General features: G+C 60.0%; 25 protein-coding genes. 8 read left to right on the top strand and 17 right to left on the bottom strand.

Features of this window, described 5'->3' with window-relative positions:
- Nucleotides 1-49: 49 nt before the first annotated feature.
- Both ACF8MC_RS02730 and fsa read right to left on the bottom strand, forming a co-directional pair.
- Complete coding sequence (locus ACF8MC_RS02730) at nt 50-1,654, bottom strand: ShlB/FhaC/HecB family hemolysin secretion/activation protein (protein ID WP_225369030.1); 1,605 nt, start codon at nt 1,652-1,654, stop codon at nt 50-52.
- 385 nt (nt 1,655-2,039) lie between these two features.
- A complete protein-coding gene (gene fsa, locus ACF8MC_RS02725) occupies nt 2,040-2,705 on the bottom strand; it encodes a fructose-6-phosphate aldolase (protein ID WP_164104996.1) in 666 nt (221 codons plus the stop codon).
- Between the two features lie 149 nt (nt 2,706-2,854).
- Here fsa and ACF8MC_RS02720 point away from each other — a divergent pair, with 149 nt between their 5' ends.
- The 4 genes from ACF8MC_RS02720 to osmB all read left to right on the top strand — a co-directional run bounded on the left by ACF8MC_RS02720 (nt 2,855) and on the right by osmB (nt 7,478).
- Nucleotides 2,855-3,754 (top strand): glycyl-radical enzyme activating protein, encoded by a 900-nt coding sequence (locus tag ACF8MC_RS02720; protein ID WP_164104997.1) that lies wholly within the window; start codon nt 2,855-2,857, stop codon nt 3,752-3,754.
- Between the two features lie 4 nt (nt 3,755-3,758).
- Complete coding sequence (locus ACF8MC_RS02715; protein WP_164104998.1) at nt 3,759-6,191, top strand: formate C-acetyltransferase/glycerol dehydratase family glycyl radical enzyme; 2,433 nt, start codon at nt 3,759-3,761, stop codon at nt 6,189-6,191.
- Between the two features lie 50 nt (nt 6,192-6,241).
- The gene (locus ACF8MC_RS02710) at nt 6,242-6,988 is read left to right on the top strand and encodes a DNA-binding transcriptional regulator YciT (protein ID WP_033647550.1); all 747 of its coding nucleotides are present in this window, start codon (nt 6,242-6,244) and stop codon (nt 6,986-6,988) included.
- A gap of 271 nt (nt 6,989-7,259) precedes the next feature.
- On the top strand, nt 7,260-7,478 hold the full coding sequence (osmB, locus tag ACF8MC_RS02705) for an osmotically-inducible lipoprotein OsmB (RefSeq protein WP_004945176.1): 219 nt from the start codon (nt 7,260-7,262) through the stop codon (nt 7,476-7,478).
- 190 nt (nt 7,479-7,668) lie between these two features.
- On the opposite strand, the gene yciH is transcribed toward osmB, so the two are convergent.
- Complete coding sequence (gene yciH, locus ACF8MC_RS02700; protein ID WP_033647552.1) at nt 7,669-7,995, bottom strand: stress response translation initiation inhibitor YciH; 327 nt, start codon at nt 7,993-7,995, stop codon at nt 7,669-7,671.
- A 10-nt stretch (nt 7,996-8,005) separates the two neighbouring features.
- Nucleotides 8,006-8,734 (bottom strand): orotidine-5'-phosphate decarboxylase, encoded by a 729-nt coding sequence (gene pyrF / locus ACF8MC_RS02695; RefSeq protein ID WP_049232982.1) that lies wholly within the window; start codon nt 8,732-8,734, stop codon nt 8,006-8,008.
- A 329-nt stretch (nt 8,735-9,063) separates the two neighbouring features.
- Here pyrF and ACF8MC_RS02690 point away from each other — a divergent pair, with 329 nt between their 5' ends.
- Nucleotides 9,064-9,324 carry a YdgH/BhsA/McbA-like domain containing protein gene (locus ACF8MC_RS02690; protein ID WP_041035330.1) on the top strand — a complete coding sequence of 87 codons (261 nt, stop codon included), beginning with the start codon at nt 9,064-9,066 and terminating at the stop codon, nt 9,322-9,324.
- A gap of 172 nt (nt 9,325-9,496) precedes the next feature.
- Entirely contained in the window at nt 9,497-9,796 is a 300-nt protein-coding gene (locus tag ACF8MC_RS02685) for an Arc family DNA-binding protein (protein WP_033653022.1), read from the top strand.
- A 59-nt stretch (nt 9,797-9,855) separates the two neighbouring features.
- Here the strand turns inward: ACF8MC_RS02685 and lapB are convergent, their stop codons facing one another.
- The 11 genes from lapB to ACF8MC_RS02630 all read right to left on the bottom strand — a co-directional run bounded on the left by lapB (nt 9,856) and on the right by ACF8MC_RS02630 (nt 20,722).
- Nucleotides 9,856-11,028: a lipopolysaccharide assembly protein LapB gene (gene lapB, locus ACF8MC_RS02680; RefSeq protein ID WP_033634721.1), complete on the bottom strand. Its 1,173-nt coding sequence runs from the start codon at nt 11,026-11,028 to the stop codon at nt 9,856-9,858.
- A gap of 6 nt (nt 11,029-11,034) precedes the next feature.
- On the bottom strand, nt 11,035-11,337 hold the full coding sequence (locus ACF8MC_RS02675; RefSeq protein WP_004930650.1) for a LapA family protein: 303 nt from the start codon (nt 11,335-11,337) through the stop codon (nt 11,035-11,037).
- Nucleotides 11,338-11,628: 291 nt separating this feature from the next.
- Nucleotides 11,629-12,426: an SDR family oxidoreductase gene (locus ACF8MC_RS02670; RefSeq protein WP_164104999.1), complete on the bottom strand. Its 798-nt coding sequence runs from the start codon at nt 12,424-12,426 to the stop codon at nt 11,629-11,631.
- Complete coding sequence (locus ACF8MC_RS02665) at nt 12,423-13,946, bottom strand: FGGY family carbohydrate kinase (RefSeq protein ID WP_033647558.1); 1,524 nt, start codon at nt 13,944-13,946, stop codon at nt 12,423-12,425. The genes ACF8MC_RS02670 and ACF8MC_RS02665 overlap by 4 nt, the downstream gene beginning before the upstream one ends.
- Nucleotides 13,939-15,003, bottom strand: a complete 1,065-nt coding sequence (locus ACF8MC_RS02660) for an ABC transporter permease (protein WP_060456994.1) — start codon at nt 15,001-15,003, stop codon at nt 13,939-13,941. The genes ACF8MC_RS02665 and ACF8MC_RS02660 overlap by 8 nt, the downstream gene beginning before the upstream one ends.
- A gap of 10 nt (nt 15,004-15,013) precedes the next feature.
- Complete coding sequence (locus ACF8MC_RS02655; RefSeq protein ID WP_164105000.1) at nt 15,014-16,513, bottom strand: sugar ABC transporter ATP-binding protein; 1,500 nt, start codon at nt 16,511-16,513, stop codon at nt 15,014-15,016.
- Nucleotides 16,513-17,139, bottom strand: a complete 627-nt coding sequence (locus ACF8MC_RS02650) for a DUF2291 family protein (RefSeq protein ID WP_164105001.1) — start codon at nt 17,137-17,139, stop codon at nt 16,513-16,515. Before ACF8MC_RS02650 ends, ACF8MC_RS02655 begins: the two co-directional genes overlap by 1 nt.
- A gap of 64 nt (nt 17,140-17,203) precedes the next feature.
- Nucleotides 17,204-18,136 carry a D-ribose ABC transporter substrate-binding protein gene (locus ACF8MC_RS02645; protein WP_048321653.1) on the bottom strand — a complete coding sequence of 311 codons (933 nt, stop codon included), beginning with the start codon at nt 18,134-18,136 and terminating at the stop codon, nt 17,204-17,206.
- A gap of 63 nt (nt 18,137-18,199) precedes the next feature.
- Nucleotides 18,200-19,000 (bottom strand): GolD/DthD family dehydrogenase, encoded by an 801-nt coding sequence (locus ACF8MC_RS02640; RefSeq protein ID WP_164105002.1) that lies wholly within the window; start codon nt 18,998-19,000, stop codon nt 18,200-18,202.
- 10 nt (nt 19,001-19,010) lie between these two features.
- Nucleotides 19,011-19,916: a transketolase family protein gene (locus ACF8MC_RS02635; protein ID WP_033647566.1), complete on the bottom strand. Its 906-nt coding sequence runs from the start codon at nt 19,914-19,916 to the stop codon at nt 19,011-19,013.
- 2 nt (nt 19,917-19,918) lie between these two features.
- Entirely contained in the window at nt 19,919-20,722 is an 804-nt protein-coding gene (locus tag ACF8MC_RS02630) for a transketolase (protein ID WP_033634732.1), read from the bottom strand.
- 388 nt (nt 20,723-21,110) lie between these two features.
- Here ACF8MC_RS02630 and ACF8MC_RS02625 point away from each other — a divergent pair, with 388 nt between their 5' ends.
- On the top strand, nt 21,111-21,905 hold the full coding sequence (locus ACF8MC_RS02625) for a DeoR/GlpR family DNA-binding transcription regulator (RefSeq protein ID WP_033647568.1): 795 nt from the start codon (nt 21,111-21,113) through the stop codon (nt 21,903-21,905).
- Between the two features lie 22 nt (nt 21,906-21,927).
- Here the strand turns inward: ACF8MC_RS02625 and pgpB are convergent, their stop codons facing one another.
- Nucleotides 21,928-22,689 carry a phosphatidylglycerophosphatase B gene (pgpB, locus tag ACF8MC_RS02620; RefSeq protein ID WP_033647569.1) on the bottom strand — a complete coding sequence of 254 codons (762 nt, stop codon included), beginning with the start codon at nt 22,687-22,689 and terminating at the stop codon, nt 21,928-21,930.
- Nucleotides 22,690-22,968: 279 nt separating this feature from the next.
- Here pgpB and ribA point away from each other — a divergent pair, with 279 nt between their 5' ends.
- Nucleotides 22,969-23,562 carry a GTP cyclohydrolase II gene (gene ribA, locus ACF8MC_RS02615; RefSeq protein WP_019452695.1) on the top strand — a complete coding sequence of 198 codons (594 nt, stop codon included), beginning with the start codon at nt 22,969-22,971 and terminating at the stop codon, nt 23,560-23,562.
- 56 nt (nt 23,563-23,618) lie between these two features.
- Here ribA and acnA read toward each other — a convergent pair whose 3' ends face one another.
- Entirely contained in the window at nt 23,619-26,291 is a 2,673-nt protein-coding gene (gene acnA, locus ACF8MC_RS02610; RefSeq protein WP_164105003.1) for an aconitate hydratase AcnA, read from the bottom strand.
- Nucleotides 26,292-26,349: the final 58 nt, after the last annotated feature.

The raw sequence follows: 26,349 nt of genomic DNA, 5'->3' as shown, positions 1-26,349 counted from the left end.
AAGTCAGTCCGTTCAGATCAGCGCAGCAACGCTGCCGGTATCGCGATGTTCAGATTTCCAGATTTACGCTAAAACCCGCGGTCGCGCCGGAGGTATGGAACCCCGCAGGCTTGTAGAGCGGAACGCCGGCAAACAGGTCATAGCTGAATCGCGCCCACAGCGCGCCGCGCACGCCGAGCGCGCTGCCCGCCAATTGATGGCCAACCAAGTGGCGAGTGTTTGGGCCGTCCACCCGGCCGTAGTCGGCGGCCAGATACAATTCATGCCCGCGAGAAAACACGTTCCAGGCGATTTCATTGCGCCATAGCAGGCCCTTTTCGCCGGACAGCATCTGTTCGCCGTCAAAGCCACGCACCGTGTAACGCCCGGCAATGGCCATCCGCTCCTGCGGCGTCAGCGCGTTCGGGCTCCACTGCCCCCTTACGCTGGTATACACCCGCCAGGGCTGATCGCCCCAGGAGAACGGCTGATTGATGCCCAGGTCGCCGAGCAAAATGCCGGTACGTGCGCTGCCTTCATGACGCGACTCTTCCGGGGCAGGCAGGGCATTGAATGCGCCGGTGCCGCGGCGCCAGTTGATATTGGCGTCCAGCGTAGTGGTACCGTAGTAGCTGCGCTGATTCAGCCCCAGCTCCCAGCCGGCGGTCCGACGTTTTTGCGACACAATATCAACGTTGTCCACGGCGTTAGTCGAGTGCTTGCGGTAGCCGCGCAGGTTGAGCGTTAACTTGTGCGACTGGTCGCGGTACAGCAACCGGGAGACGGTCAACTGAATGTTGTCGCTCTTGCCGCTGTAGCGCAGCACCTCATTGGCGTTGGGGATGTTCTGGTGATAGGTGTAGTCGTTGTAATTGGCCGAGAAAGCCCAATATCCCACCGGGAAAAAGTAGTTCAGCGTATGTGAACGGTTGCCGAACGGCCCGTGCTGAAACACATCCTTGCCGATGTTGGCGTAAAACAGGTCATTCTGTGCAAACGGCGCATCGATAGCCAGAGTGGCCGAACCGAGATAACGCCCGGTACTTTTGGAGCCGCTGTCGTCCAGCCCCAGGCTGAGCCGCACCGGGCGCCCTTCGTGCCAGTTGACCTGCAGGTCACTGGTTCCGTCCTCGGCGCCGGGTACGATTTTAATATCGGCATTGGCGCTGGGCACCCGCCTGAAGTTCTCCAGCCCCTGTTCGATATCGCGCAGGCTGAGAATATCGCCGCGTGAGGCCGGAATAGCGTTCCACAGCCGCCCACGCCAGGAGACCGGCTCCTCAAAGCGGATCTCACCGATACGCCCCGGCTGCAGCGTCAGCGCCAACACGCCCGTGGTCAAGTCCTGCTCCTGCGCCATCACGCGTGTGGTGACATAGCCCTTGGCCAGTATGGCGTTTTGCACCTTGTTGATGGCAAGCACAATGCCCTGGCTACCCAGACAGCGGCCCCTGGTATCCGCCGCGGCGTTCAACGCCCATTGAAAGCGATCGGCAGACTCGCCGACCAACGTTAGCCGATTGATGATGAAGCAAGGGCGTTCATCGGTTGGGTAATCGGGCAGCACAACGTCGGGACGGGAAAGGCGCGCATCGGCCTGTGGGGCATTTTGCTGTTGCAGGGCGCGTTCGCGCTCCTGCTGGCGCTGCTGTTCGCGGGCATCAATGGACGCCATTCCATCGCTGGTAGACGCCGAAGCGGAAAACAGGGGTACAACGCCGATCAATAATCCCGACAGCCCGCAGCGGATAGAATAAAGTAAAGCACGAGCAGTATCTGAATCTGAGCGCATCCTTGGCTCCTCACCGTTACTTATAGTTATTTATTTGGTCAAAATCATAAGTTAAGTAAATTAATGTAAATAAACTTACTCTGGGGCGAATTATGAGCTTCGGGGGGGAAAAATCAACAGCTTTATGGCACTGCGATTCACAAAACCATAAGGGAGGCGGCGGGCATAAGAAGAATGGCGAAACGGCGGGAGGATGACGCCATGATGCGCCATCCTTTAAAATTAATTGTCGATCGGGAGGAGAATCAGTAAACGAGACGGACAGCTATCAGCCCAGCAAATTGCTGCCGAACGCCCCCTGCCAATCCTGTTCGAATTTCTCGACCGCGGCCTGCACCGCCGGCGCGCTCAGGAACTGCTCCGCCACATCCACCGGCAGCGTGATCGCCTGGCAGCCCGCCAACAGGCATTCCAGCGCCTGGCGCGGCGTCTTGAAGCTGGCGGCCAGCACCTGCGCCGACGGCGCGTGCAGGCTCAGCAGCTGCTGCAGCTCGTGCACCATTTCGATGCCGTCGCCGCCCTGCACGTCCACCCGATTGACGTAAGGCGCCACGTATTCCGCCCCGGCCAAGGCCGCCAGCAGCCCCTGCCCGGCGCCGTATACCGCCGTGCCCAGCGTTGGGATGGACATCGTTTTAAGCTTCTTGATCGCCGCCAGCCCCTCGGCGGTTGCGGGGATCTTGACCACCAGCCCCGGTACGCGCTGGCTAAGCAGCGCCGCCTCCGCCACCATGCGCTCCGCATCGGCCGCCATCACCTGCGCGAACAGCTTGCCGGTGCCGCCGAGGGCGTCGCGCAGCGCGGGCAGCACTTCCCAGATCGGCTTGCCTTCCTTCGCCACAATGCTCGGGTTAGTGGTGACGCCGTGCAGCGGCAGAATGCGCGCCAGGCGTTTTACCGCCGTCACATCGGCGGTATCGAGATAAAGCTCCATCACGGACTCCTGTGTCATGTTCTGTGGGCGGATTCAAACTCTGATCATCATAGGGCAAAAACCCCGCCAACCTTTGACCAAAATCAATCCAACTTTCATTCGAAACATCTTTAATGGCGAAAGATTCAGCAACGCCAAACGGGTGACTCATGTTCTTCAATCTGCAGCGCTACTCGACCCATGACGGTCCCGGTATCCGCAGCGTGGTCTTTTTAAAAGGGTGCCCGCTGAGCTGCCGCTGGTGCCAGAACCCCGAAAGCCGCTCGCGCCACGCGGATCTGCTGTTTGACGAACACCTGTGCCTGAGCGGCTGTACGCTGTGCGCCGAGCGCTGCGCGCAAGGCCTGCAGCGTGACGAGGGCGCGCTGACGCTGCGGCGCGAAGCCATCAGCGCAGACGACTATGCGGCGCTGGCCGCCGCCTGCCCGACCGGCGCGCTCAGCCTGTGCGGCAGCGCGGTCAACCCCGACGATATCATGGCCGAGGTGATGCGGGATAAGCCTTTCTACCTGCGCAGCGGCGGTGGTGTAACGCTGTCCGGCGGCGAACCCTTTATGCAGCCGGAGGTCGCGGCGGAGCTGCTGCGGCGCGGCCGCGAAGCCGGCATCCACACCGCCGTCGAATCCTGTCTGCACGTTCCGTGGCGTTACATCGCCCCTTCGTTGCCCTGGCTGGATCTGCTGTTGGCCGATCTCAAACACACCGATGAAGCGCGTTTCAAAACCTGGACCGGCGGCTCCGCCCGTCGGGTGATGAACAATTTCCGCCGGCTGGCGGCGCACGGCGTGCCAATGACCGTGCGCGTGCCGCTGATCCCCGATTTCAATGCCGATCGCCACTCTGTCCGCGCGATTGTCGACTTCGCCGCCGACGAGATCGGCGTATCGGAGATCCATTTTCTGCCGTATCACACGCTGGGCATCAACAAGTATCACCTGCTCGGCGAACCTTACCGCGCCGCCCGCACGCCGCTGGACGCGCCCGATCTGCTGGCCTTCGCCGAAGCGTACGCCGGCGCCAAAGGCCTGAGCGCCATTTTGCGAGGATAACGCCATGACTACGTTGGATTTGACCACCCTCAGCGCCCGCATCCAGGCGCATAAGAACGCGCTGATTCACATCGTCAAACCGCCGGTGTGCACCGAACGCGCTCAGCACTATACCGAGGCCTATCAACAGCATCAGGATCGGCCGCTGCCGGTGCGCCGCGCGCTGGCGCTGGCCAACCACCTGGCGAAGCGCAGCATCTGGATCGCCAACGACGAGCTGATCGTCGGCAACCAGGCCAGCGAGCTGCGCGCCGCGCCGATCTTCCCCGAATACACCGTCGGCTGGATAGAAAACGAGATCGACCAGTTGGCCGACCGGCCGGGTGCCGGCTTCTCGGTCAGCGAAGAGAACAAGGCGATTTTGCACCGTCTTTGCCCCTGGTGGCGCGGCCAAACGGTGCAGGATCGCTGCTATGGCATGTTTAACGACGAACAGAAGGCGCTGCTCGCCACCGGCATCATCAAAGCCGAGGGCAACATGACCTCCGGCGACGCCCACCTGGCGGTCAACTTCCCGCTGCTGCTGGAACTAGGCCTCGACGGCCTGCGTGAAAAGGTGAACGCGCGCCGCAGCCGCCTGCGCCTGACCGATTGGGAAGATCTGCATAAAGCGCAGTTTCTCAACGCCATCGACATCGTGCTGGCGGCGCTGAGCGAACACATCCTGCGCTTCGCTCACCTGGCGCGCGATATGGCGCAGCGCGAAACCCGCGACTGGCGGCGCACCGAGCTGCTGGCCATCGCAGACAACTGCGATCTGATCGCCCATCGCCCGCCGCACACCTTCTGGCAGGCGCTGCAGCTGTGCTATTTCATCCAGCTGACGTTGCAGATCGAATCCAACGGCCATTCGGTTTCCTTCGGCCGCCTCGACCAATATCTCTATCCCTGGTATCGGCGCGACGTCGAGCTGGAGCAGAACCTGGAGCGGGAAGACGCCATCGAGCTGCTGCACAGCTGCTGGCTTAAGCTGCTGGAGGTCAACAAGATCCGCTCCGGCTCGCACTCCAAGGCCTCCGCCGGCAGCCCGCTGTACCAGAACGTCACCATCGGCGGCCAAAAACTGCTCGACGGCCGGCCGTGCGACGCGGTCAACCCGCTGTCCTACGCCATTCTCGAATCTTGCGGCCGCCTGCGCTCCACCCAACCCAACCTCAGCGTGCGTTACCACGCAGGAATGAGCGCCGATTTCCTCGACGCCTGCGTGCAGGTGATCCGCTGCGGCTTCGGCATGCCGGCGTTCAACAACGACGAAATCGTCATTCCCGAGTTCATCAAGCTGGGGGTTGAACCGCAGGACGCCTACGACTATGCCGCCATCGGCTGCATCGAGACCGCCGTCGGCGGCAAATGGGGCTATCGCTGCACCGGCATGAGCTTCATCAACTTTGCCCGCGTGCTGCTGGCGGCGCTGGAACAGGGCCGCGACGCCACCTCCGGGCAGATTTTCCTGCCGCAGGAACAGGCGCTGTCCAAAGGAAACTTCGCCGATTTCGAGCAGGTGATGGCCGCCTGGGACCGACAAATCCGCTACTACACGCGCAAGTCAATTGAGATCGAATGCGTGGTGGACAGCGTGCTGGAGGAGAACGCCCACGATATTCTCTGTTCCGCGCTGGTGGATGACTGCATCGAACGCGGCAAAAGCATCAAGCAGGGCGGCGCCAAGTACGACTGGGTTTCCGGCCTGCAGGTCGGCATCGCCAACCTCGGCAACAGCCTGGCGGCGGTGCGCAAACTGGTGTTTGACCAGGGGGCGATCGGCCAGCAGCGGCTGGCGGCGGCGCTGGCCGACGACTTCGCCGGGCTGGATGGCGAACAGCTGCGCCAGCGGCTGCTCAACGCCGCGCCCAAATACGGCAACGACGTGGACGAGGTCGATCGGCTGCTGGTGCGCGCCTACCAAACCTACATCGACGAACTGAAGCAGTATCGCAACACCCGCTTCGGCCGCGGGCCGATAGGCGGCGGCTACTACGCCGGCACCTCGTCTATCTCGGCCAACGTGCCCTTCGGCGCCGCCACCCTCGCCACCCCGGATGGGCGCAAGGCGCACCAGCCGCTGGCGGAAGGCGCCAGCCCGGCGTCCGGCACCGACCACCTGGGGCCGACCGCGGTGTTCAATTCGCTCGCCAAGTTGCCTACCGAGGCAATCCTCGGCGGCGTGCTGCTCAACCAAAAGCTGAACCCGGCGACGCTGGACAACCCGCGCGATCGGGAAAAGCTGATGCTGATGTTGCGCACCTTCTTCGAGAGCTATCGCGGCTGGCATGTGCAGTACAACATCGTGTCGCGCGAAACGCTGCTGGCGGCGAAGCAACACCCTGACCAATATCGTGATTTAGTGGTTCGCGTAGCTGGCTATTCCGCCTTCTTTACCGCATTATCCCCTGAGGCGCAGGATGATATTATTGCGCGCACAGAACATACTCTTTAAACCTTTGACTCTTAGCGGCCGCGCCTTGGCGGCCGCATCATCAGGCCGATATGAATTTACGACAACAGACCATATTGCAGTTGGTTAACGATCGCCGGCGGATCAGCGTCAATGAGCTGGCGCGCGCCTCGGGCGTCTCGGAAGTCACCATCCGGCAGGATCTCAACCTGCTGGAAAAGCGCAGTTATCTGAAGCGGGTACACGGTTCCGCCGTGGCGCTGGAGAGCGACGACGTCGACGCCCGCATGATGTCCAATTTCACCCTCAAACAACGGTTGGCGCAATATGCCGCCGCGCAGGTCAACGACGGCGAGACGATCTTCATCGAGAGCGGCAGCGCCAATGCCCTGCTGGCGCGCTACATCGCCGAGCGCAAGCGCATTACGCTGATCACCGTCAGCCACTACATCGCCAACCTGCTGAAAGAAACCGACTGCGACGTGATTGTGCTGGGCGGCATGTACCAGAAGAAAAGCGAGACCGTGGTCGGCCCGCTTACGCGGCTGTGCATTCAGCAGGTGCATTTCAACAAGGCGTTTATCGGCATTGACGGCTTTCAGGCCGAAACCGGCTTTACCGGCCGCGACATGATGCGCGCCGACGTGGTCAGCGCGGTGCTGGCCAAGGGCGTGGAGAATATCGTGCTGACGGACTCGAGCAAGTTCGGCCAGATCCAGCCCAACCCGCTGGCGCAGACCGGCCAGATCAGCCGGGTGATCACCGATTCGCGCTTGGCGCTGGAGTATCAGCATCAGCTGAAACGCCAGGGCGTACAGGTGGAGCTGGTCAACGAATAACGCAGGTCACTGCCGCACCGCGCGGGCTACACCGCGCGCCTTCCCCTTGCGCAGCGGGATTTTAAGACTATTTACCTGTTTATCCTTCCCGAGAAACCTATACTCAGTTTCGGCGCCTTTTGGGCCGTAACTTGCTAATTATTCGGCCGTTAACAAAAAATGCCATTTTTTTATATCGATACTGTACGGGAATCAACGGCAGGCCTGATTTATGGTTAACGCCTATACTTATAGGGCACTTCCATATAGCCAATGCTAAGGAGAAGTCATTATGATGATTATCAATAAACGTTTCGCCACCGCCGCGCTGGCACTGACTCTGGCGTTTTCACTCAGCGCCTGTTCCAACATGTCCAAACGCGATCGCAACACCGCTATCGGTGCCGGCGCCGGTGCAGTCGGCGGCGCAGTGCTGACAGACGGCAGCGCGCTGGGCACGCTGGGTGGGGCTGCGGTAGGGGGCATCATCGGTCACCAGGTTGGCAAATAACCTGACCGAGAGACCTCGGCCGACAGGCTGGCAAAAGCGCCTCGGCGCTTTGACGTATTAACCAGAATAACGATGATTTCAGGTCTGTTTTACTTTAAGTCTATGGTTCTTTTGCCGTTAACGGGCTAACCCCCGGCAGCAACAACCTCAAGCCATGCCGCAGTATTGCACCGCGGCATGGCGATTCACCTCAACCGCCCGCCAGTTTGACCTTCATGCCTTTGGCTTCCAGCAGCTGTTTGAGCAGATCGCGTTTATCGCCCTGGATCTCGATAATCCCGTCTTTCACCGAACCGCCGCAACCGCATTTCTTTTTCAGCTCGGCCGCCAGTTTGTCGAGCGCGGCATCATCCAGATCGACGCCGGCGATCAGGCATACCCCCTTCCCCTTGCGGCCGCTGGTCTGACGCTGGATGCGCACGATGCCGTCGCCCTTGGCGCGTTGCGGCTTAACGTCTTCCTGCTTGATGCGGCCGGTGTCCGTGGAATACACCAGGCGGCTGTTATCGTCATTCATCATTGCCTCCTCAGGCCAAAGAGGCACGGATCGCGCGCAGCGTCGCGGCCGGATCCGCAGATTGGGTGATCGGACGCCCAATCACCATGTAGTCCACGCCGGCGGCCTGGGCCTGCACCGGGGTCATGATACGGCGCTGATCGCCCGCCGCGCTGCCTTCAGGGCGGATCCCCGGCGTAACCAGCTGGAAAGCCTGCCCGCAGGCGGCCTTCAGGCGCTGCGCTTCGTGTGCCGAACAGACCACGCCGTCCAGCCCGCAGTCGCGGGCCAGGCGCGCCAGGCGCTCGGCGTGTTCCGCCGGGCTGGCCTCGATGCCAATGCCGCGCAGGTCTTCCGCTTCCATGCTGGTGAGCACCGTCACGGCGATCAGCAGCGGCGCATCCGCTCCGTAAGGCAGCAGCGCTTCTTTAGCGGCGGTCATCATGCGCGCGCCGCCGCTGGCATGGACGTTGACCATCCAAACGCCCAGCTCGGCCGCCGCCGCAACCGCATGCGCGGTGGTATTGGGAATATCGTGAAATTTCAGGTCGAGAAACACGTCGAAACCGCGCCCGTGCAGATCGCGCACCAGCTGCGGCCCAAACAGCGTGAACATTTCTTTGCCCACTTTCAGCCGGCAGTCTTGCGGATCGATACGGTCGGCGAACGCCAGCGCAGCGTTCTTATCGGCGTAATCTAACGCCACAACGATTGGAGATGATTTTAAGTCATTGTTATTAGTGTTATTTTCAGACTTCATTTCTTCTACCTTCTGTAAAATGGACATAATCAGGTACTCACCCGCGAAACTGACCGCCGCATTCTACATGCCGGGGGCCAGAAATCCCAGCCGCAGCGCGTACCGCCGCTCTGTCATGTTACCTCTCACCTTTGTCATGGCGCGTCAACAAAAGCGCGTCAGCGATAAACCACGCAGCGTAAAACGTCGTAAAGATGCGTAAATTCTCAATCAAACATTTTGAACAACTTGCTCAGCATTATCAGATTTTCAAACGGCGCAGATGCTTTATTATTCACCACATCGGAAGCGAATGGCTTCCTTCCTAAATAAACAGACTGGAGTCACCTATGAAAACCATCAAATATTTTGCAGCCGCTACCGCTATCGCACTGACCTCTTTCGCTACCTTCGCCGCTGAGCCGGTCAACAGCCAACAGGCTGACAGCCTGACCGCCAGCGGCATCGTTTCCGCGGGCCATGCGACCACCCTCAGCAGCCTGGAGAAAAAACTGGCCGCTAAAGCCGATGCCCAAGGCGCCGGCAGCTACCGCATCATCTCCGCCGGCGGTAACAACATGCTGAGCGGCACCGCGATCATCTATAAATAATGTTTCCGGTACAGGGCCCGCACGCTCGGGCCCTGCCTCTGTTTCTCGCCTAAAAAACCCGCGTTTGCCTCACCCTTCTTTGTTACAGAAATATTAAATTTTTATTACACACTAGACACCCGATCGCCAGTGGCTTAGCTTGAAGGCATCTTCCTGCAGAAAGGCTTTCAAAATGAGCGAGATATCGACACTTACCATCAAAATTCCTCTGGAACTGAAGGAAAAAATCCGCGCCGCCGCCGCTGAAAACGAATTTTCGTTGAGCGTGGAAGTATGCCAGCGCCTGGAAAACAGCTTCAACGCGCCCGCCGCCAAGGCAGAAAAGCCGGCCAAAAAGGCGGATGAGCTGCACCACGGCGAGATCGACAATCAAAGCACCGAAGAAGAGGTTGAACAGCCACTGAGCCAGAAAGAACTGAAGAAACTGCGCCAGCTGTTGAAAACCGGCGCCAAAGGCGGCAAGAAAAAGTAAGCGGCAAACGAAAAAACGGGGCGATAAATCGCCCCGTTTTGTTTTGCCCCGCCGCCGCGTTATTGCCCGTCCAGACCGCGAATCGGTTTGACCGATGACCAGGCTCGGCACGACGGGCAATGCCAATAGAGCGAGTGCGCAGTGAAGCCACATTTGTGGCAGCGGTAACGCGGCTTGGTGCGAATTTGCTCGCCGACCATATCGCGCAACAGCAGCAGGCTCTCTTTCGCCCGGCCGTCTTCGGCGTCCGCCAGGTGATAATCCATCAGCCGGTAAAACACGCGCATGGTCGGATGGCGCTGCAGCTGGCGGTTGATATAGACCTGCACCACGTCGCGCCCTTCGTGCTGTTCGATGATCTCGGCCAGCATCAAATCGGCGGTGGCGCCGGTGTTCTCTTCCACGCAGCGTTTCAGGAATTCAACCCAGCTGTGCTGTTGTTCCGGCAGATGCGTGTAGCATTCCTGCAGCATCGGCAGCGTTTCGCTGACCAACTCTTTATCCTGGCTCAGCACGCGTTGCAGCGACTCTGCCGCTTTGGCGTAGTCGTTTTGCGCCATATAGATGCGCCCGAACATGATGGATACGCGCGCACACTGTTTATCGGCTGCGTCCGCACGTTTGAGCAGGCTCATCGCCCGATCGAGATCGTCGCTGCCCATCGCCTGCAGCGCCAGTTCACAATAGAAGTGCGCGATCTCGACGCGCTGTTTCTCTTTACCCAGCTTGACCAGCTTTTCCGCCACGTCGATCGCTTTTTGCCAATCGCTGGTGGCCTGATGGATCACCAGCAGTTGCTGCAGCGCCGATACGCGAAAATCCGCTTCGTCAGTCAACTGGCTGAACATGTCTTCCGCGCGATCGTACAGCCCGGCCGCCATATAGTCGCGGCCCAGCTGCTGTACCGCCAGCAGGCGCTGTTCAAAGGTCAGGGAGGCGCTTTCCATCAAGGCCTGGTGGATGCGGATGGCGCGGTCGACTTCGCCGCGCGAACGGAACAGGTTACCCAGCGTCAGGTGGGCTTCAACGGTGTTGCTGTCCTCTTTCAACATGTCGAGGAACAGATCGACCGCCTTGTCCTGCTGGTTGGAAAGCAGAAAGTTCACCCCTGCCACATATTCACGCGACAGGCGGTTGGCTTCTTGCTGTTTATCCTGCTGAGCGCTTCTGCGCCCCATGTACCAACCGTACGCGGCAGCCACGGGCAGCAACAGAAACAGCAGTTCTAACATAGAGGATTATTCCTTGCTGACAACGGGCTGAGCCGCCGGTTCAGCGGGCTGCTCAAGCTGCAGCTCCAGCCTTTTGATCTTGCGCTCGGCGCGGCCCAACGCAATGCGCGTGCGCAGGTAAAACAGGCCGCAAATGATCCAGCCGAGAACAAAACCGGCGCCAAACAGCGTGGCCAACAGGGTCGATACGCGATAGTCACCCTGCGCAACCAGATAGTTAAAATTGACCACCTGATCGTTATGCGCACCCAAGGTGACGGAAATCACGAAGATCACCAGAACCAACAAAAAAATCAGCAAATATTTCACATTCTTTCCCGCGATGCCGAGTGAATCGGATGAACGATGCCAAAACGTGGCGTCCCTAACCCTTAAGTTAGCATTTCCCACTGCGGCAGGGAAACCCTGCGGCACGATAAAACCACATATCTGCTGGCATATTCGGCAGTAAACGGCCTTAGCGAACAAATTGATGAGAAAGCTTCTCAAAACGTCGAATTTATAAGGATATGGGGGCGACGGCGCGGATTGCAATGGCGGGAAAATGTAAGTGGTTAATGCGGCGCCGTTCCGACGCCGCGTTTTTGTGACACAGTCACGTCATGACATGATTAACCCGCCGTCCACATTGATGGTTTGGCCGGTGATGTAGTCGGCATCGTCCGAGGCAAGAAAGGCCACGAGACCCGCCACGTCCTCGGGCTGACCGGCGCGCTTGAGCGGAATACCCGCCACCCACTCGGCCATCAACTCCCCTTTGCCGTAGGTTTTTTCCGGCCCGCTGAGAATTTCGCCCCAAACGCGGTCGTTATATTCCCACATCTCGCTTTCAATGATGCCGGGGCAGAATGCATTGACGGTAATGCCATGCGGTGCCAGCTCGAGCGCTAAACTTTGCGTAATGCCGATCACGCCCATTTTGCTGGCGGCGTAATGCGGTGTGTAAATGAATCCGTTACGCCCCTGACCGGAAGAGGTGTTGATCAGCCGCCCCTTGCGCTGGCCGACCATATATTTAGCCGCTTCCCGGCAGCAGAGCCACACCGCAGTGGTATTTACCGCCAACACTTTCTCAAAATCGCTTTTGGGCATCTGGTCAAAACGATCGATAGTGATCACCCCGGCGTTTTGAATGGAAACGTCGATCGCGCCGAATCGCTCCCAAGCCTGACGATAAAAATCAACCACCTGCGCCTCATCGGTGACGTCGAGGATCACCGGCAGAATCTCCACACCATAACGCTGGCGCAGCGTTTCCGTCGTGGTCAGAATGCGTTCCGCATTCGATGCAATCACCAGATTGGCACCCAAACGGGCGAAGCGCTCGGCGATGCCGGCCCCAATGCCGCGGCATGCGCCGGTAATCACCACGGTTTTCCCCGTGAAATCACGATTCATGGTTGTTCTCCTGTCATCAATGAGCTCGCCTGCGGCCGCCACAGGGTGCGTTGCACCGCCTGCCGCCAGGCGCTGTAGTTTTCCTGCAGCTGCCGGTGGCGCTGCATATCGGGTTTAAATTCATCATGTTGGGGCAACAATGCCGCCAGTTGCCGATCGGTAGTCCCCCACAGGCTGCGCATCGCCATCAGCGCCGCCCCCAGCGCCGAGAGTTCCGCCGTGTTGCTGCGCCACACCGGGCAACCCAGCAGATCGGCCTGAAACTGCATCAGCCAGTCATTGCGGCTGGGGCCGCCATCGGCCATTAACCCCTGCAATGCAAAACCCGGCTGTTGCCGCAATACGCCGATCACATCGGCGATTTGATAAGCCACCGACTCAAATGCGGCCCGCACCAAATGTTCCCGCCGCGTGCCGCGGCTGAGGCCGCAGATCACGCCGCGCGCCTGCTCATCCCACCAGGGTGCGCCGACCCCGGTCAGTGCCGGCACAAAATAGACGCCACCGCTGTCGGCCACGCAAACAGGCAGTTCACTTAACGGCGTCTCGCCCCCCGCCGGCATGGCGGTGATATCCAGCATCCAGGCAATGGCGTCGCCGGTGTGGGGAATATTGCCCTCCAGCGCATACTGCATACGCTCGCCATCGTGCCAGGCGACGGTCGTTGCCAGAGCGCTCGTGTCGCATTGCGCTTCGGCGATCGGCGCCATCACCGATGAACCGGTGCCATAGGTGGCCTTAACCTGCCCCGCCTGGCCGAGCGCATGGCCGTACAGCGCCGCATGCGAATCACCGACCATCGCGCCAATCGGAATGCCGTCGGCAATGCCTTCCAATCCCAACGTCGCGCCGAACACATGGCTGGAGGGGGAGATCGTCGGCAGCGCCTGGCGGGGAATGTTGAACAGCGCCAGCATCCGCTCGTCCCAATCGCCGGAGGCAAGGTTCAACAGCTGGGTGCGAGCGGCATTGGAGGTATCGCAGCCGAATGCCTGTCCTCCGCTCAACTGCCAAAGCAGCCAGGCATCGATGGTGCCAAGGCAGATTTCTCCGTTCTCCGCCATCCGTTGCCCCCCTTCGCAGCGATCGAGCAACCAGCGCATTTTCGCCGCCGAGAACAGCGGTGAAAGCGGAAGACCGGTGGCGCGACGCACCACTTCGGCCTGCCGATCGTGCCGCAGCCGTTCACAGAAATCGGCGGCGCGCGCGCATTGCCAGGTTAGGGCCGGACCGATCGGCTGGCCGTCGGAACGCCGCCAACCAATGGCGGTTTCACGCTGGTTGCTGATGGCGATACCGGCAATACGGGATGCGCCGGCCAACGCAATCGCTTCCCGCAGCACCGCCAGAGAGGCTGCCAGCAAGGCCTCGCCCCGCTGTTCCACCCAACCGGGCTGCGGCGTCTGCAGCGTCAACGGCCTGCTGGCTCTGGCGACGATCGCCCCCTGCGCATCCACCACCACAGCCTTGGCGTTGCTGGTGCCTTCGTCCAACGCGACAATGCAATCCGCTTTAACCATGGCTCACCTCAGCCAGCGGCTGCACCGCTTTTTTATCCTGCCGCTGCATCAAAATGACCTTGCTCTGCAAACGCTGCTGGAACTGGTCAATCACCACGGCGGTAACGATCACCAGCCCTTTAATCACCATTTGCCAGAACTCGCTGACGCCCATCATCACCAGACCGTCCGCCAGAAAAACGATCACAAAGGCGCCGATGATCGAACCGAATACCCTGCCGCGGCCACCGCTGAGCGCCGTACCGCCCAGCACCGTCGCGCCGATGGCGTCCATCTCGAACATATTGCCGGTCATCGGGTGCGCGGTTTGCAACTGAGAAGCGATGACCAGCCCCACCAGCGCCGCACACAGCCCGGAGAAGGCATAGACGAACATTTTCACTTTGACGATCGGCACCCCCGACAGCCGCGCCGCCGGCTCATTGCCGCCAATCGCATAGATATAACGGCCCAGCGGCGTTTTCTTGGTGAGATAGATCCCCAACAACACGATGGCCAACATCAGCCAAATCGGGTTGTAAATCCCGAGAAAGGTGCCGGATCCCAGGGCCGCGAAACCGGTGTTGCCCAGCGCTTCCATGCCCACCAGATTGGGATAGGTTTTGCCGTCCGCCGTCAACAACGCCGCTCCGCGCGCCACGTACATTGCGCCCAGGGTGCAGATGAACGGCGCAACGCCGAGCCGCGTGATCAGCGTGCCGTTGACCAAACCCAACAACACGCCCAACAGCGCCACCGCGCCGATCACTTCGAAAACGTTGAGAAACAGCCGGTTGCCATCCCACAGCGGGATACCGACGGTCAACAGCGCACCGGCGATCATCCCGCACAGGCCCGCCACCGCGCCGACCGACAAATCGATGCCGCCGGTGAGGATCACCAGCGTCATGCCAACCGCCAGCAACCCGGTAATCGCCACGTGCTGCGTCATGATCAGCAGATTGGAGACGGTCAGAAAATTCGGCACCATGCCGCTGAAGAACAGCACCACCAGCAACAGGGCGATGAAGGTGCGCGCCTGCAGCAAATACATATACAACCGATACTTGGTTTGCATTGCCTTATCCTTATGCGTGTGGGGTTGAGGCGCGGATCAGCGTTTCGCGATCGGCCCGTTCGCGCGGCAGATCGGCCGTCAGTTTCCCGTCCGCCATCACCATCACCCGGTCGGCCAGTGAGACCACCTCATCCAGCTCCGACGAAGAGAACATCACCGCCAGCCCCTGGCGTGCCATCGCGCCAATCAGGTGATAAACGTCCGTTTTGGCGCCGACGTCGATTCCGCGCGTCGGCTCATCGAGAAACACTACCTGCGGCCCGGTCAGCAGCGCCTTGCCCAACACCACTTTCTGCTGATTGCCGCCGCTCAGGCTGGTGATTGGCAGCTCCCGGTCACTCACCTTGATCGCCAGTTTTTCGATCATGCCGTCGACCAACGCACACTCCCCGGCCGACGCCAACGGCCGCAGCGCGTTGCGCCCCAGGCTGGCCAGGGTCATGTTGGCCTTGATCGACATCATCTGCACCAAGCCCTCCGCCTGCCTGTCTTCCGGCACCAACGCCATGCCCAACGCCATGCGCTGACGAAACCCCAACCGCTCCACGCTTTTGCCGTTGAGCAGAATGCGGCCTGCCGTCTGGCGCATCACGCCGTTGACCACCTTGAACAGTTCGGTGCGGCCGGCGCCCAACAGGCCATAAATGCCGATCACTTCCCCTTTACGCAGTGAAAAACTGACGTCGTTAAGGCAATAGCCGCCGTTTTCACGCGGCAGCGTCAACTGCTCAACCTTCAGCACTTCATCCCCTTGCTCTGCCGCGCAATAATCAAAGTGCTTGCTCTTTTCCCCGACCATCTTTTCGATGATCCACGGGATGCTGACGTTGCAGACCGGCTCGGCGGCAACAAAACGCCCATCGCGAAATACCGTGATGCGATCGCCAATCTCCATCAGCTCTTCCAGACGGTGAGAAATGTAGATGATGGTGACGCCGCGTTTTTTCAGATCGGCGATCACCCGAAACAGCGTGCGCACTTCAGCCTGGCTCAGCGCCGACGTCGGCTCATCCATGATCAGCACCCGGGTGTCCTTCGCCAAGGCGCGAGCAATTTCCACCAGCTGCTGATGTCCAATGCCGAGACTGCCCAACGGCGTATGCGGATCGATGTCCAACTCCAGCCGCTGCAGCAAGGATTTGGCCAGCTGATATTGATAGTCCACATTGATGCGGCCACGCTGGAAGAACTCGTTGGCCATAAAAATGTTGTCCATCACCGACAGGTTGGGGAACAGGTTCAGCTCCTGGAAAATAATGCTGATCCCGAGCCGCTCCGCCTGCTGCGTGGAAGTTAGCGTCACCGCTTTACCCTCCAGCTCGATGGTGCCGGAGGACGGGGTTTCCACCCCCGCCAGCAGCTTCATCATGGTCGACTTGCCGGCGCCGTTTTCGCCGATCAGCACGTTGACCTGATTGCGAAACACTTGATAACTCACGCTATCCAACGCGGTGACGCCAGGATAGAGACGCGAAACGTTGCGCGTTTGAATAATGACCGGATCGCTCATCACGCCCCCTTAGGTTGAATGCGTACCGGCGTGATCAACAGCGGCTCGGCAGGCGCCTGCCAGCTGCTGAATACGCCGTACACGGTAATGTGGTCACCCACCTTGGGCGGGGATCCGGCCAGTTCGTCGATCGAAGCCTGATTAATCGCCCTGGCAAAATCGCCGAACAGCGCTTGGTCATTGAAATCGCTGTAGCTCAGCCCGCGATAGCTGTCGCGCAATGCCGTACCGCGATAAACCGGCCCGATCTGCACCTCCACGCTGCTGAGCGGTGCATCGGTCAGCTTGAGCGTTAATTTTCCGCTGCGCGAACGGGTGTTGACCGCCGCGACTTCACCGCTGACCTTAACGTTGAAATAACATGGAAACTCCGGTTGAGCGCGGTACCCCAGCAGACCGCAGGCGCTGTCAAAATCCTTGGCCTGGGCGATCCGGGCGAGCAGCTCGCCCAGCGGCTGCGCCGTTTTGACCGCTTGCGGAGCGATTTGGCCGCGGTAAATTTCCGCCGCCTGCGCCACATGCGGATTCACCGGGGAGCGAAGCTCCGCCAGCTTTTTCTCCGAAACGATACGGCAACCGCTCAACGCCAGGACGACGGTGACGGCCAGCGCAATGCGCATCGACATAACAACACCTCCGATCGCACCCCGCCGCCGGGACGGGGTGGTGAAAGACGCCGCTCAGCGCGGATTACGGTTTGAAGTTGAAGTCACTGACCCGTTGCGCATTGTCTTTGCCGATCAGGATGCCGCGGAACATCACGCGCTCCTTGCCGGTATAGCTGCCGGACTGGAAATAGCCGTCGAGGATTTCAATGCCCTGCGCGGCGATCGCCTGCGCCTGCAACATCACGCTGGCGTAGAGGCTGCCGTTGAGAATGGCGTCGCGTTCATCGTTGCTGCCGTCGATACCCACCACGGTGACATCCTGCCGGCCGGCGGCCTTCAGCGCCGCCACTGCGCCCAGCGCCACCGGGCCGTTGCCGCAGATCACGCCTTTGATGTCCGGATGCGCCTGCAGAATGCTGTCCATGATGCGTTTCCCTTCCAGCAGATTGCCCTTGGCATCCTGACGCGCCACGCTGACCATCTCAGGGTATTGGTCGATCACGTTGTGGAACGACTGCGAGCGCGTGACGCAGTTATTGTCCGCCAGGTTGCAGGTCAACTCGGCGTATTTGCCGGTTTCCCCCATTTTTTCGACAAACTGGTTGGCGACGTCCGAGCCGGCCTGGAAGTTGTTATGGGTGATCTGCGCCAACGCTACGCCATCGACCGGGATCTCGCGGTTGATCAGCACCACCGGAATACCGGCGTTTTTCGCCTGCTGCACGGCGGCGACGCTGGCCTGGGAATCGGCGTTATCCAAAATGATGCCCTGTACTTTGCGGCCGATAACCAGGCTGATCAGCTCCCCCTGGCGCTTAACGTCTTCGCCGTGCGACAGCACCAGCGTCTGATAGCCGAGCGACTTGGCCTTGCTCTCGGCCCCCTTGGCCTCTGCGGAGTAATAAGGGTTGTCCAGCGAATTGACGAGAATGGCGATCGTGCCTTTTTCCGCCGCCATGGCAGAGGTGCAGGCAAAACCGGTGAGCAGGGTAAGGTAAGTGGCTATTTTTCTCATGATGGTGTTCTCTTATCGTTGTGTTGAACATCGTCTGGTGTTGGCGATCGCTGCGGTTGCCGCTTACCAAATGGTAAAACCGCCGTCGATCATCAGGTCCGCACCGGTGATCATGTCGCTGCCGTTGCTGGCAAAAAACAGGATCGCCGCCGCAATTTCGTCGGTATAAGCAAAACGCCCCAGCGGGATCAGCTTTTTCATCGCCTCGCCCTTCTCGCCGCGCCAGGCTTTCTCTCCCATAGGCGTCAGCACCACGGTGGGCGATAACGTGTTGACCGTAATGCCGTGCGGTGCCCACTCTTTGGCCATCACCTTGGTCATGCCCAGCAGCCCTGCCTTGGCGGCGGTGTAAGCGCAGTGATCGTCAATGGCGATGGAGGCCGCCTGCGACGCGATGTTGATGATTTTCCCGCCGTGGCCGGCGGCTATCGCGCGGCGCGCCAGTTCTTGCGAGCACAAAAAAGGCCCGGTGAGGTTGACCGCCAGATGGCGCTGCCACTCCTCGAGCGTCACTTCCGTCGCCGGTTGCAGATTGACGTAGCCGGCGCAGTTGACCAGGATATCGAGCCGGCCAAAGCGCCGCTGAGCCGCATTGAAGGCGGCGGCCACCGAGCCGGGTTCGGTCACGTCGCACACCTGGCAGCACACCTGTTCTTCCCCCAACTCCCGCAGCACCGCCGCGGCTTTGTCCTGTTCAAAGGCCGGATACATCAATACCAGGCGCGCGCCCTTCTCCAGCAGCAAGCGATTGGCGGCCATCGCGATGCCGCCCAGACCGCCGGTGATCACCGCCACTTTCCCTGCCAGCGACATCTGGCTATCGACACCGTAGCGTAAATTAACGTCGTATTCGTTCTGCTCCATCGCATTCCCCCTATGGCGTTAACTGAGCATGCAATCCTGCGGCGTCGATGGCGTATTGCCGCCGCAGCGCCGCCCGGCTGCTGCTGTGGGTAAATTCATAAGCCGGCACGCCCAGCGCGGTAAACGGCCGCGGCAGCTGATGCCGCAGCAACAGCTCACCGATGATGGTGCCCAGGCCACCGCTGAGGGCGTGCTCCTCCATGGTCAGCACCCGGCGGTGCGAACGCATCAACGCCACTACCGCCGCCTCATTGAGTGGCCAGAGCGAAGGCAGCGAGACGATGGTCGGGTTATCGCCCAATTCCAGCACCTTCATCGCCTCGTGCGCCACCGTCCCCAGGCAAAACACCAGGCTGTCAGATCCTTGATGCAGCACCTCCGGCTCTCCGGGGCGGAAGTGATAGCTCGCGTTCAGCACCGGCAGCTTGTCGCTGTCCATACGGATATAGGCCGGGCCGGGTTGCGCGATGACATAACGGACAATCTCTGCCGCTTGTCGCGCATCCGCCGGCGCATAGACGCTGAGATTGCCCAGCGTGCGGGCGATGGCGATATCGTTCATGCAATGGTGCGTCGCCCCCAGCGGCCCATAGCCGAATCCGGCATTCAGGCCGAGCATTTTCACGTTGGTTTCCGTGTAGCAAACATCGTTTTTCATCTGCTCGTTAGAACGGGCGAACAGGAAAGGCGCGGCGTTAGCGGTAAAGACCGTGCGGCCGCTGAGCGCCATGCCGGCGGCCATGCCCACCATATTTTGTTCGGCGATGCCGACGTTCACCACACGCTCCGGATAAGCCTGCTCAAAGGGCGCGATTTTCGACGTGGACGTGGAGTCCGCCACCATCACGCTCAGATCTGCCCCCGCCAGCTGCTCTTCGATCAACGCCGTCACCACGGCATCGCGTAAGTCCTGCATGTTCACCCCTCCAGTTCCGCCAGCGCCTGCGCCAGCTGTTGTTCGTCCGGTACCGCGTGATGCCAGGCGGCAACGTTAGCCATAAACGACACGCCGTGCCCCTTTTCGGTATTGGCCAAAATCACCCGCGGCTTGTCTTGGCTCGGGCGTTGGATCGCCGCCACCAGCGCCGCCGGATCGTGCCCGTCGCATTCCAGGGTTTCGAAACCGAAAGCGCGCCATTTTTCCGCCAGCGGCTCTAGCGGCATGATGGCCTCTGTCTTGCCCGCCAGCTGCAGCCGGTTGCGATCGACGATGGCAATCAGGTTATCCAGCTTGAATTTGCTGGCCGCCATCGCCGCCTCCCAGTTGGATCCCTCCGCCAGTTCGCCGTCGCCCAGCAGCACGAAAGCGCGGCGATGTGCGCGCCCGGCCAGTTTGTTGCCCAGCGCCAGCCCCACGGCGATAGGCAGGCCATGCCCCAAACCGCCGGAGTTGATCTCCACCAGCTCCGGCAGCTTCTGCCGCACCGGATGCCCGGCCAGCAAGGTGTCGTCGCCCATGAACTGATCGAGCACCGCCGGATCGAGCAGGCCCATCGCCGCGCAGCTGCAGTAAAAACCGCCGGCGCCGTGCCCTTTAGACAAAATGAACCGATCCTGATCGGGCCGGGCATTGCCGCGATCCATCACCGCCATATACAAGGTGCAGATGATGTCGATTTCCGACAGATCGGCGCCGGTATGGCCCTTGCCTGCCTTATGGTTCATGGTCACCACATATCGGCGCGCCTGGCGCGCCGTGTTTTTAATCGCCTGGAAGTCCATCGTCACCTCTGTTTGAGCACGTTGATTATCGTTATCGCCTCTAAAACGATCCGCTAACCCGCCATTGATTTTCGAATGGAAATCATATGCAGCAAAAACGATAATTAATGTGGGCAAGATCAAATTTCAAGCAAAAGCACGCAACAGGCGGAATCACAATTCACAAAAAGCAATAAATAACAATGAAATGAAAACATTCAAATAACTTAAAATTCGTTTTACCCGGTGACTTTCGCTGATACCATAGACTTTCGAATAAAAATCAATATGGGTTGACCGGGTTTATCCATAGCTTTATCAATAATCGCGAGCTAAAATTCAGCGCATCAATAAGGAGTTGCCGTGGCAAACCGCCCGGCGGGAACTGACAGGTGCAGGAGTCTTTCGATTGAAAAGCAAAAGCGAACAGCTGGCGGAAATGCAGCAACGGCGCGAAAAGATCCTCGACATGATCCGCGAAGACGGCTCGGCGACGGTCAAAATGCTGACCGATACCTTCAAGCTGACCGAAGCGACCATTCGCACCGACCTGCGGGTCCTGCAGCAACAAGGTTATGTGCAGCGTTTCCACGGCGGCGCAACCCTGGTCGATGGCAAGCAAAACACCCATGCCATGCTGTTGGAACGCCAGGTCAACCTGACCGCCAAGGATCGCATCGGCAAGCTCGCCGCCGGTTTTATCGAACCGGGCGACACCATCATTCTTGATTCGGGCACCACCACCACGGCTATCGCCAATCACCTGAGCCACATCAAGAAACTGTCCGTTATCACCACCGGCGTCAATATCGCGCTGCAGCTGGGCGGCGAACCGGGCGTGAACATTTTGCTGACCGGCGGCTCGTTCAAATTTCCGACGCTTTCCACTTCGGGGGACAAAGCCGCCGGCTTCTTCGAGAACGTTCTGGCCCAGAAACTGTTCCTCGCAACGGCCTGCATCTCACCCCGCCACGGCCTCAGTTTCCCAAGCGAGACCGACATCAAACTGAAAACGGCGATGATCAACGCAGCCAACACGGTGTATGTGGTTGCCGACTCCAGCAAAATCGATAAGGTGTCGATGTTCGCATTGCCCTGTGACTGGCAGCATATCGACTATTTGATCACCGACGACGGTATCAGCAATACCGCCATACAGGCCTTTGAGAAGGTGGGAGTAAAGGTGTTGGTGGCAGGCGCCTGACGGGCGCCTGCGAGAAGAATGCTTATTCCGGCTTGCGCGCCGCGATTTCCTGCTGCTCTTGCGGCGGCGGCGTCAGCGGGCCAAACCAGCGCTGCGCCAGCCAGCAGGTGACCACCACCAACAGCCAACTGATCAGCGTGGCCATCGCCAGATCGCGTGGCCAGTGCATGCCCAGCAGCAAACGGCTGCCCATCACCCCCGTTGCCCACACCATCAGCAGCGCGACGGTTTTATAATGGCGGCGCGGCCACAGCAGCCCTACGCCCAACAGCGCCCAGGTGGCGGCGAACATCGTATGCCCCGACGGGAAAGCGAAGCCTGTTTCAAACTGCCAGTGCTTGCGCAGCCAGTTCGGCACCAGGGTCTGATCCTGCAATTGCTCGCGCACCAGCGCGCTGCGCTCTTTGCGATGCAGCGAATAGAAGTATTTGCCGTCCACGCCGTGGTTTTGCTCCAGCCATACCACAAACGGCCGCGGTTCTTGCACCCGATCCTTGATCAGCGACTTGATCCCCTGCCCAATCACCAACGCGGCGGAAAGCAGGATCGCCAGACCGATGGCCGCCTTGAGCCGAAAGCGCAGACACCACAAAAACCAACCGCAAAGGATAGCGCTGGTCAAAATGCCCCACGGCGAGGTCACGGTTTCGGTCACCCAGTACAGCGCTTTCAGCAGCCGATCATTGCCGCCGGGCTGCCAGTGCCAGCCGGATACCCAGACCGCCAGCGGCATCAACAGCAGCAGCAGCGCGCCGCCCGCCGTGCGTTTTGCTATCTCATACATTCCCGTTTTCCTCTGCGTGAATCAGACTGCAGTGTAACAAGAGTGTAATCTTGATAACACGCGAAAAATTAAACAGATAGGCAACCTATCGCAATAATAGGTAGCCGGAAAACGCCATCTGCTGGTTTGCTGAGCACCGCCCGGCAAGAAGTTGTGGCAAAATAGCCGATAATTAACGAAATAGAGATCGGCGCAGCACGTTTTAGTCTTGGTCAATTTACCGAACCGGACTTAGGATGCGCGACAATGATTGAATCGTAGGTTTTTGTGGAGAGTGACATGCAGCTTAAACGGGTGGCAGAGGCTAAACTGCCGACACCTTGGGGCGATTTCCTGATGGTAGGATTCGAAGAACTGGCGACCGGGCATGACCATCTGGCGCTGGTATTCGGTGATATTTCCGGCGAAGCGCCGGTGCTCGCGCGCGTGCATTCCGAATGTCTTACCGGCGATGCCCTGTTCAGCCTGCGCTGCGACTGCGGTTTTCAGCTGGAAGCCGCGCTGGAGCAAATCGCCGAAGAAGGCCGCGGCATTCTGCTTTATCATCGCCAGGAGGGCCGCAATATCGGCCTGTTGAACAAGATCCGCGCCTATGCTCTGCAGGATAAGGGCGCAGACACCGTGGAAGCCAACCACCAGCTCGGCTTCGCCGCCGACGAGCGCGACTTCACCCTGTGCGCCGACATGTTCAAACTGCTGGGCGTCGACGCGGTACGCTTGCTGACCAACAACCCGAAAAAGGTCGAGATCCTGACCGAAGCCGGCATCAACATCAGCGAGCGCGTGCCGCTGATCGTCGGCCGCAACCCGAAGAACGAACACTATCTGGCGACCAAGGCCGCCAAAATGGGCCATTTGCTCGACCAGAAGTGATCGCCGCCGCGGCGGAAACAATCAGGGCGCCTTGCGGCGCCCTTTTTATTGCTTAATTACAGCATTTTCCTGATCACATAATGCAGGATGCCGTCGTTTTCGTAGTAGGTCAGCTCATTGCCGGTATCGATGCGGCAACGAGTGTCGATCACTTCCTTGCGCCCGTCGGCATAGGTGATGTGCACCGGCACCGTCTGGCCCGGCTGCAGCTGCTGCAGGCCGCCGACGCTGATCTGCTCATCCCCGGTCAGCCCCAGGGTTTTGCGCGTCACCCCTTGCGGGAACTCCAGCGGCAAAATCCCCATGCCGATCAAGTTGGAGCGGTGAATGCGCTCGAAGGATTCGGCGATCACCACCCGCACGCCCAGCAGGCGCGGCCCTTTCGCCGCCCAGTCGCGGCTGGAGCCAGAGCCGTACTCTTTACCGGCGATCACCGCCAGCGGCACCTTTTCCTGCTGATACTGCATGGCGGCGTCGTAGATAGACAGCTGCTGCTGCGACGGGATATGGCGGGTATAGCCCCCTTCCACGCCCGGCACCATTTCGTTGCGAATGCGGATATTGGCGAAGGTGCCGCGCATCATCACTTCGTGGTTGCCGCGGCGCGAGCCGTAAGAGTTGAAATCCTGCGGCGCCACGCCGTGCTCGCTCAGGTAACGCCCCGCCGGGCTGTCGCGCTTGATGTTACCCGCCGGCGAGATGTGGTCGGTGGTCACCGAGTCGGCCAGAATCGCCAGAATGCGCGCGTCTTTGATGTCCTGCACCGGATCCGGCGTCACTTTCATGGTGCTGAAGAACGGCGGATGACGAATATAGGTAGAATCCTCCTGCCACTGATAAGTCGCCGAGCCGGTCACCTGGATCGCCTGCCAGTTAGCGTCGCCGTCGAACACTTCGCCATATTCCTTGTGGAACATCTCGGTGCGCACTTCTTCCACCGCCTGAGCGATGTCCTGGCTGCTCGGCCAGATGTCCTTCAAATAGACCGGTTGACCGTCGTTGCCCTCGCCCAGCGGCTCTTTGGTCAGGTCAATCTTCATGCTGCCCGCCAGCGCATAAGCCACCACCAGCGGCGGCGAGGCCAGCCAGTTGGTTTTCACCAGCGGGTGGATGCGCCCTTCGAAGTTGCGGTTGCCCGACAGCACCGCGCCCACGGTCAGATCGCCCTCTTTGATCGCCTGCTCGATCGGATCCGGAAGCGGGCCGGAGTTACCGATGCAGGTGGTACAGCCATAGCCCACCAGATTGAACCCCAGCTCTTCCAGATAGGCGGTAAGTTTGGCGCTGTCGAAGTAGTCGGTCACCACTTTGGAACCCGGCGCCAGCGAGGTTTTTACCCAGGGCTTGCTACGCAGCCCTTTCTTGACGGCATTTTTCGCCAGCAGGCCGGCCGCCATCATCACGCTCGGGTTGGAGGTGTTGGTGCAGGAGGTGATCGCCGCGATCACCACCGCGCCGTCGCGCAGTTCGTGCTGCTGCCCGTCCAGCGTAAAGGTTTTGCTGTCGGCTTTGGCCTTTTGACCGCCGATATCCAGCTCGGTGGCGGCCTTGAACGCCTGCGGCACATTTGGCAGCGCAACGCGATCCTGCGGGCGTTTCGGCCCGGCGAGGCTGGCTTCCACCGTCGACATGTCCAGCGCCAGCGAGCTGGTGAAGACCGGTTCATCACCGGGGTTGCGCCACATGCCCTGCGCCTTGGCGTAAGCTTCCACCAGCGCGATTTGTTCTGCGCTGCGGCCGCTGAGCTTCATGTAGCCGAGCGTAACGTCATCCACCGGGAAGAAGCCGCAGGTGGCGCCAAATTCCGGCGACATGTTGGCGATGGTTGCCCGGTCCGCCAGCGGCAGATCGGCCAGGCCATCGCCGTAAAACTCGACGAACTTGCCGACAACGCCGTGCTTGCGCAGCATTTGGGTGACGGTCAGCACCAGGTCGGTGGCGGTAATGCCCTCGCGGAGCTTGCCGGTCAGCTTGAAGCCGACCACGTCGGGGATCAACATCGACACCGGCTGGCCCAGCATCGCCGCTTCCGCTTCGATGCCGCCGACGCCCCAGCCGAGGATGCCGAGGCCGTTGATCATTGTGGTGTGGGAGTCGGTGCCCACCAGCGTATCGGGATAAGCCACGCGGCGGCCACTTTCGTCGCTGTGCCAGACCGTTTGCCCAAGGTATTCAAGGTTGACCTGGTGACAGATGCCGGTGCCCGGCGGCACCACGCGGAAGCGGTTGAAGGCTTTCTGCCCCCAGCGCAGGAAGGTGTAGCGCTCGTGGTTGCGCTGCATTTCGATACGCACGTTGTCTTCAAAGGCGTTGTCATCGCCAAATTCATCGACGGTGACCGAGTGGTCAATCACCAGATCCACCGGCGACAGCGGGTTCACCTGATCGACGTTGCCCCCCAACCGCCGCACCGCTTCGCGCATCGCGGCCAGATCCACCACCGCCGGAACGCCGGTAAAATCCTGCATCAGCACGCGCGCCGGACGGTAGGCTATCTCACGGTCGGCATGGCCGGTTTGCAGCCAGGCGACGATGGCCTTGAGGTCGTCAACCCGCACGGTATCGCCATCCACATGGCGCAGCAGGTTCTCCAACAGCACTTTCATTGATTTCGGCAACCGGTCGATATCACCCAGCTGCTTCGCCGCCAGCGGCAGACTGTAATAGTAATATTCGCTATTCAGCGCAACCAGCTTATCCATACTTGTTTCACGAAGATCGGACGACATAGCTCCTCCATTTCTTATTGTGATAAAACAGGGTAATCACTGAGGTCTTGTTTAAAGA

The sequence above is a fragment of the Serratia sp. LACPHL-BACT-2024-00286 genome (assembly GCF_043109535.1).
In the GTDB taxonomy this organism is placed as follows: domain Bacteria; phylum Pseudomonadota; class Gammaproteobacteria; order Enterobacterales; family Enterobacteriaceae; genus Serratia; species Serratia sarumanii.
Note: the sequence above shows the minus strand (reverse complement) of the source record. Positions and strands in the feature narration are given on the sequence as shown.

Coding starts and splice junctions, on each gene's coding strand:
- ACF8MC_RS02665 (WP_033647558.1), bottom strand. CDS start 13,946: ATGGTTAAAGCGGATTGCATTGTCGCGTTGGACGAAGGCACCAGCAAC.
- lapB (WP_033634721.1), bottom strand. CDS start 11,028: ATGTTAGAACTGCTGTTTCTGTTGCTGCCCGTGGCTGCCGCGTACGGT.
- acnA (WP_164105003.1), bottom strand. CDS start 26,291: ATGTCGTCCGATCTTCGTGAAACAAGTATGGATAAGCTGGTTGCGCTG.
- ACF8MC_RS02635 (WP_033647566.1), bottom strand. CDS start 19,916: ATGCAGGACTTACGCGATGCCGTGGTGACGGCGTTGATCGAAGAGCAG.
- ACF8MC_RS02720 (WP_164104997.1), top strand. CDS start 2,855: ATGTTCTTCAATCTGCAGCGCTACTCGACCCATGACGGTCCCGGTATC.
- yciH (WP_033647552.1), bottom strand. CDS start 7,995: ATGAATGACGATAACAGCCGCCTGGTGTATTCCACGGACACCGGCCGC.
- ACF8MC_RS02630 (WP_033634732.1), bottom strand. CDS start 20,722: ATGGACTTCCAGGCGATTAAAAACACGGCGCGCCAGGCGCGCCGATAT.
- ACF8MC_RS02690 (WP_041035330.1), top strand. CDS start 9,064: ATGAAAACCATCAAATATTTTGCAGCCGCTACCGCTATCGCACTGACC.
- ACF8MC_RS02645 (WP_048321653.1), bottom strand. CDS start 18,136: ATGAGAAAAATAGCCACTTACCTTACCCTGCTCACCGGTTTTGCCTGC.
- ACF8MC_RS02685 (WP_033653022.1), top strand. CDS start 9,497: ATGAGCGAGATATCGACACTTACCATCAAAATTCCTCTGGAACTGAAG.
- ACF8MC_RS02730 (WP_225369030.1), bottom strand. CDS start 1,654: ATGGCGTCCATTGATGCCCGCGAACAGCAGCGCCAGCAGGAGCGCGAA.
- pyrF (WP_049232982.1), bottom strand. CDS start 8,734: ATGAAGTCTGAAAATAACACTAATAACAATGACTTAAAATCATCTCCA.
- ribA (WP_019452695.1), top strand. CDS start 22,969: ATGCAGCTTAAACGGGTGGCAGAGGCTAAACTGCCGACACCTTGGGGC.
- ACF8MC_RS02640 (WP_164105002.1), bottom strand. CDS start 19,000: ATGGAGCAGAACGAATACGACGTTAATTTACGCTACGGTGTCGATAGC.
- pgpB (WP_033647569.1), bottom strand. CDS start 22,689: ATGTATGAGATAGCAAAACGCACGGCGGGCGGCGCGCTGCTGCTGCTG.
- ACF8MC_RS02660 (WP_060456994.1), bottom strand. CDS start 15,003: ATGCAAACCAAGTATCGGTTGTATATGTATTTGCTGCAGGCGCGCACC.
- ACF8MC_RS02655 (WP_164105000.1), bottom strand. CDS start 16,513: ATGAGCGATCCGGTCATTATTCAAACGCGCAACGTTTCGCGTCTCTAT.
- fsa (WP_164104996.1), bottom strand. CDS start 2,705: ATGGAGCTTTATCTCGATACCGCCGATGTGACGGCGGTAAAACGCCTG.
- osmB (WP_004945176.1), top strand. CDS start 7,260: ATGATGATTATCAATAAACGTTTCGCCACCGCCGCGCTGGCACTGACT.
- ACF8MC_RS02715 (WP_164104998.1), top strand. CDS start 3,759: ATGACTACGTTGGATTTGACCACCCTCAGCGCCCGCATCCAGGCGCAT.
- ACF8MC_RS02710 (WP_033647550.1), top strand. CDS start 6,242: ATGAATTTACGACAACAGACCATATTGCAGTTGGTTAACGATCGCCGG.
- ACF8MC_RS02650 (WP_164105001.1), bottom strand. CDS start 17,139: ATGTCGATGCGCATTGCGCTGGCCGTCACCGTCGTCCTGGCGTTGAGC.
- ACF8MC_RS02670 (WP_164104999.1), bottom strand. CDS start 12,426: ATGAATCGTGATTTCACGGGGAAAACCGTGGTGATTACCGGCGCATGC.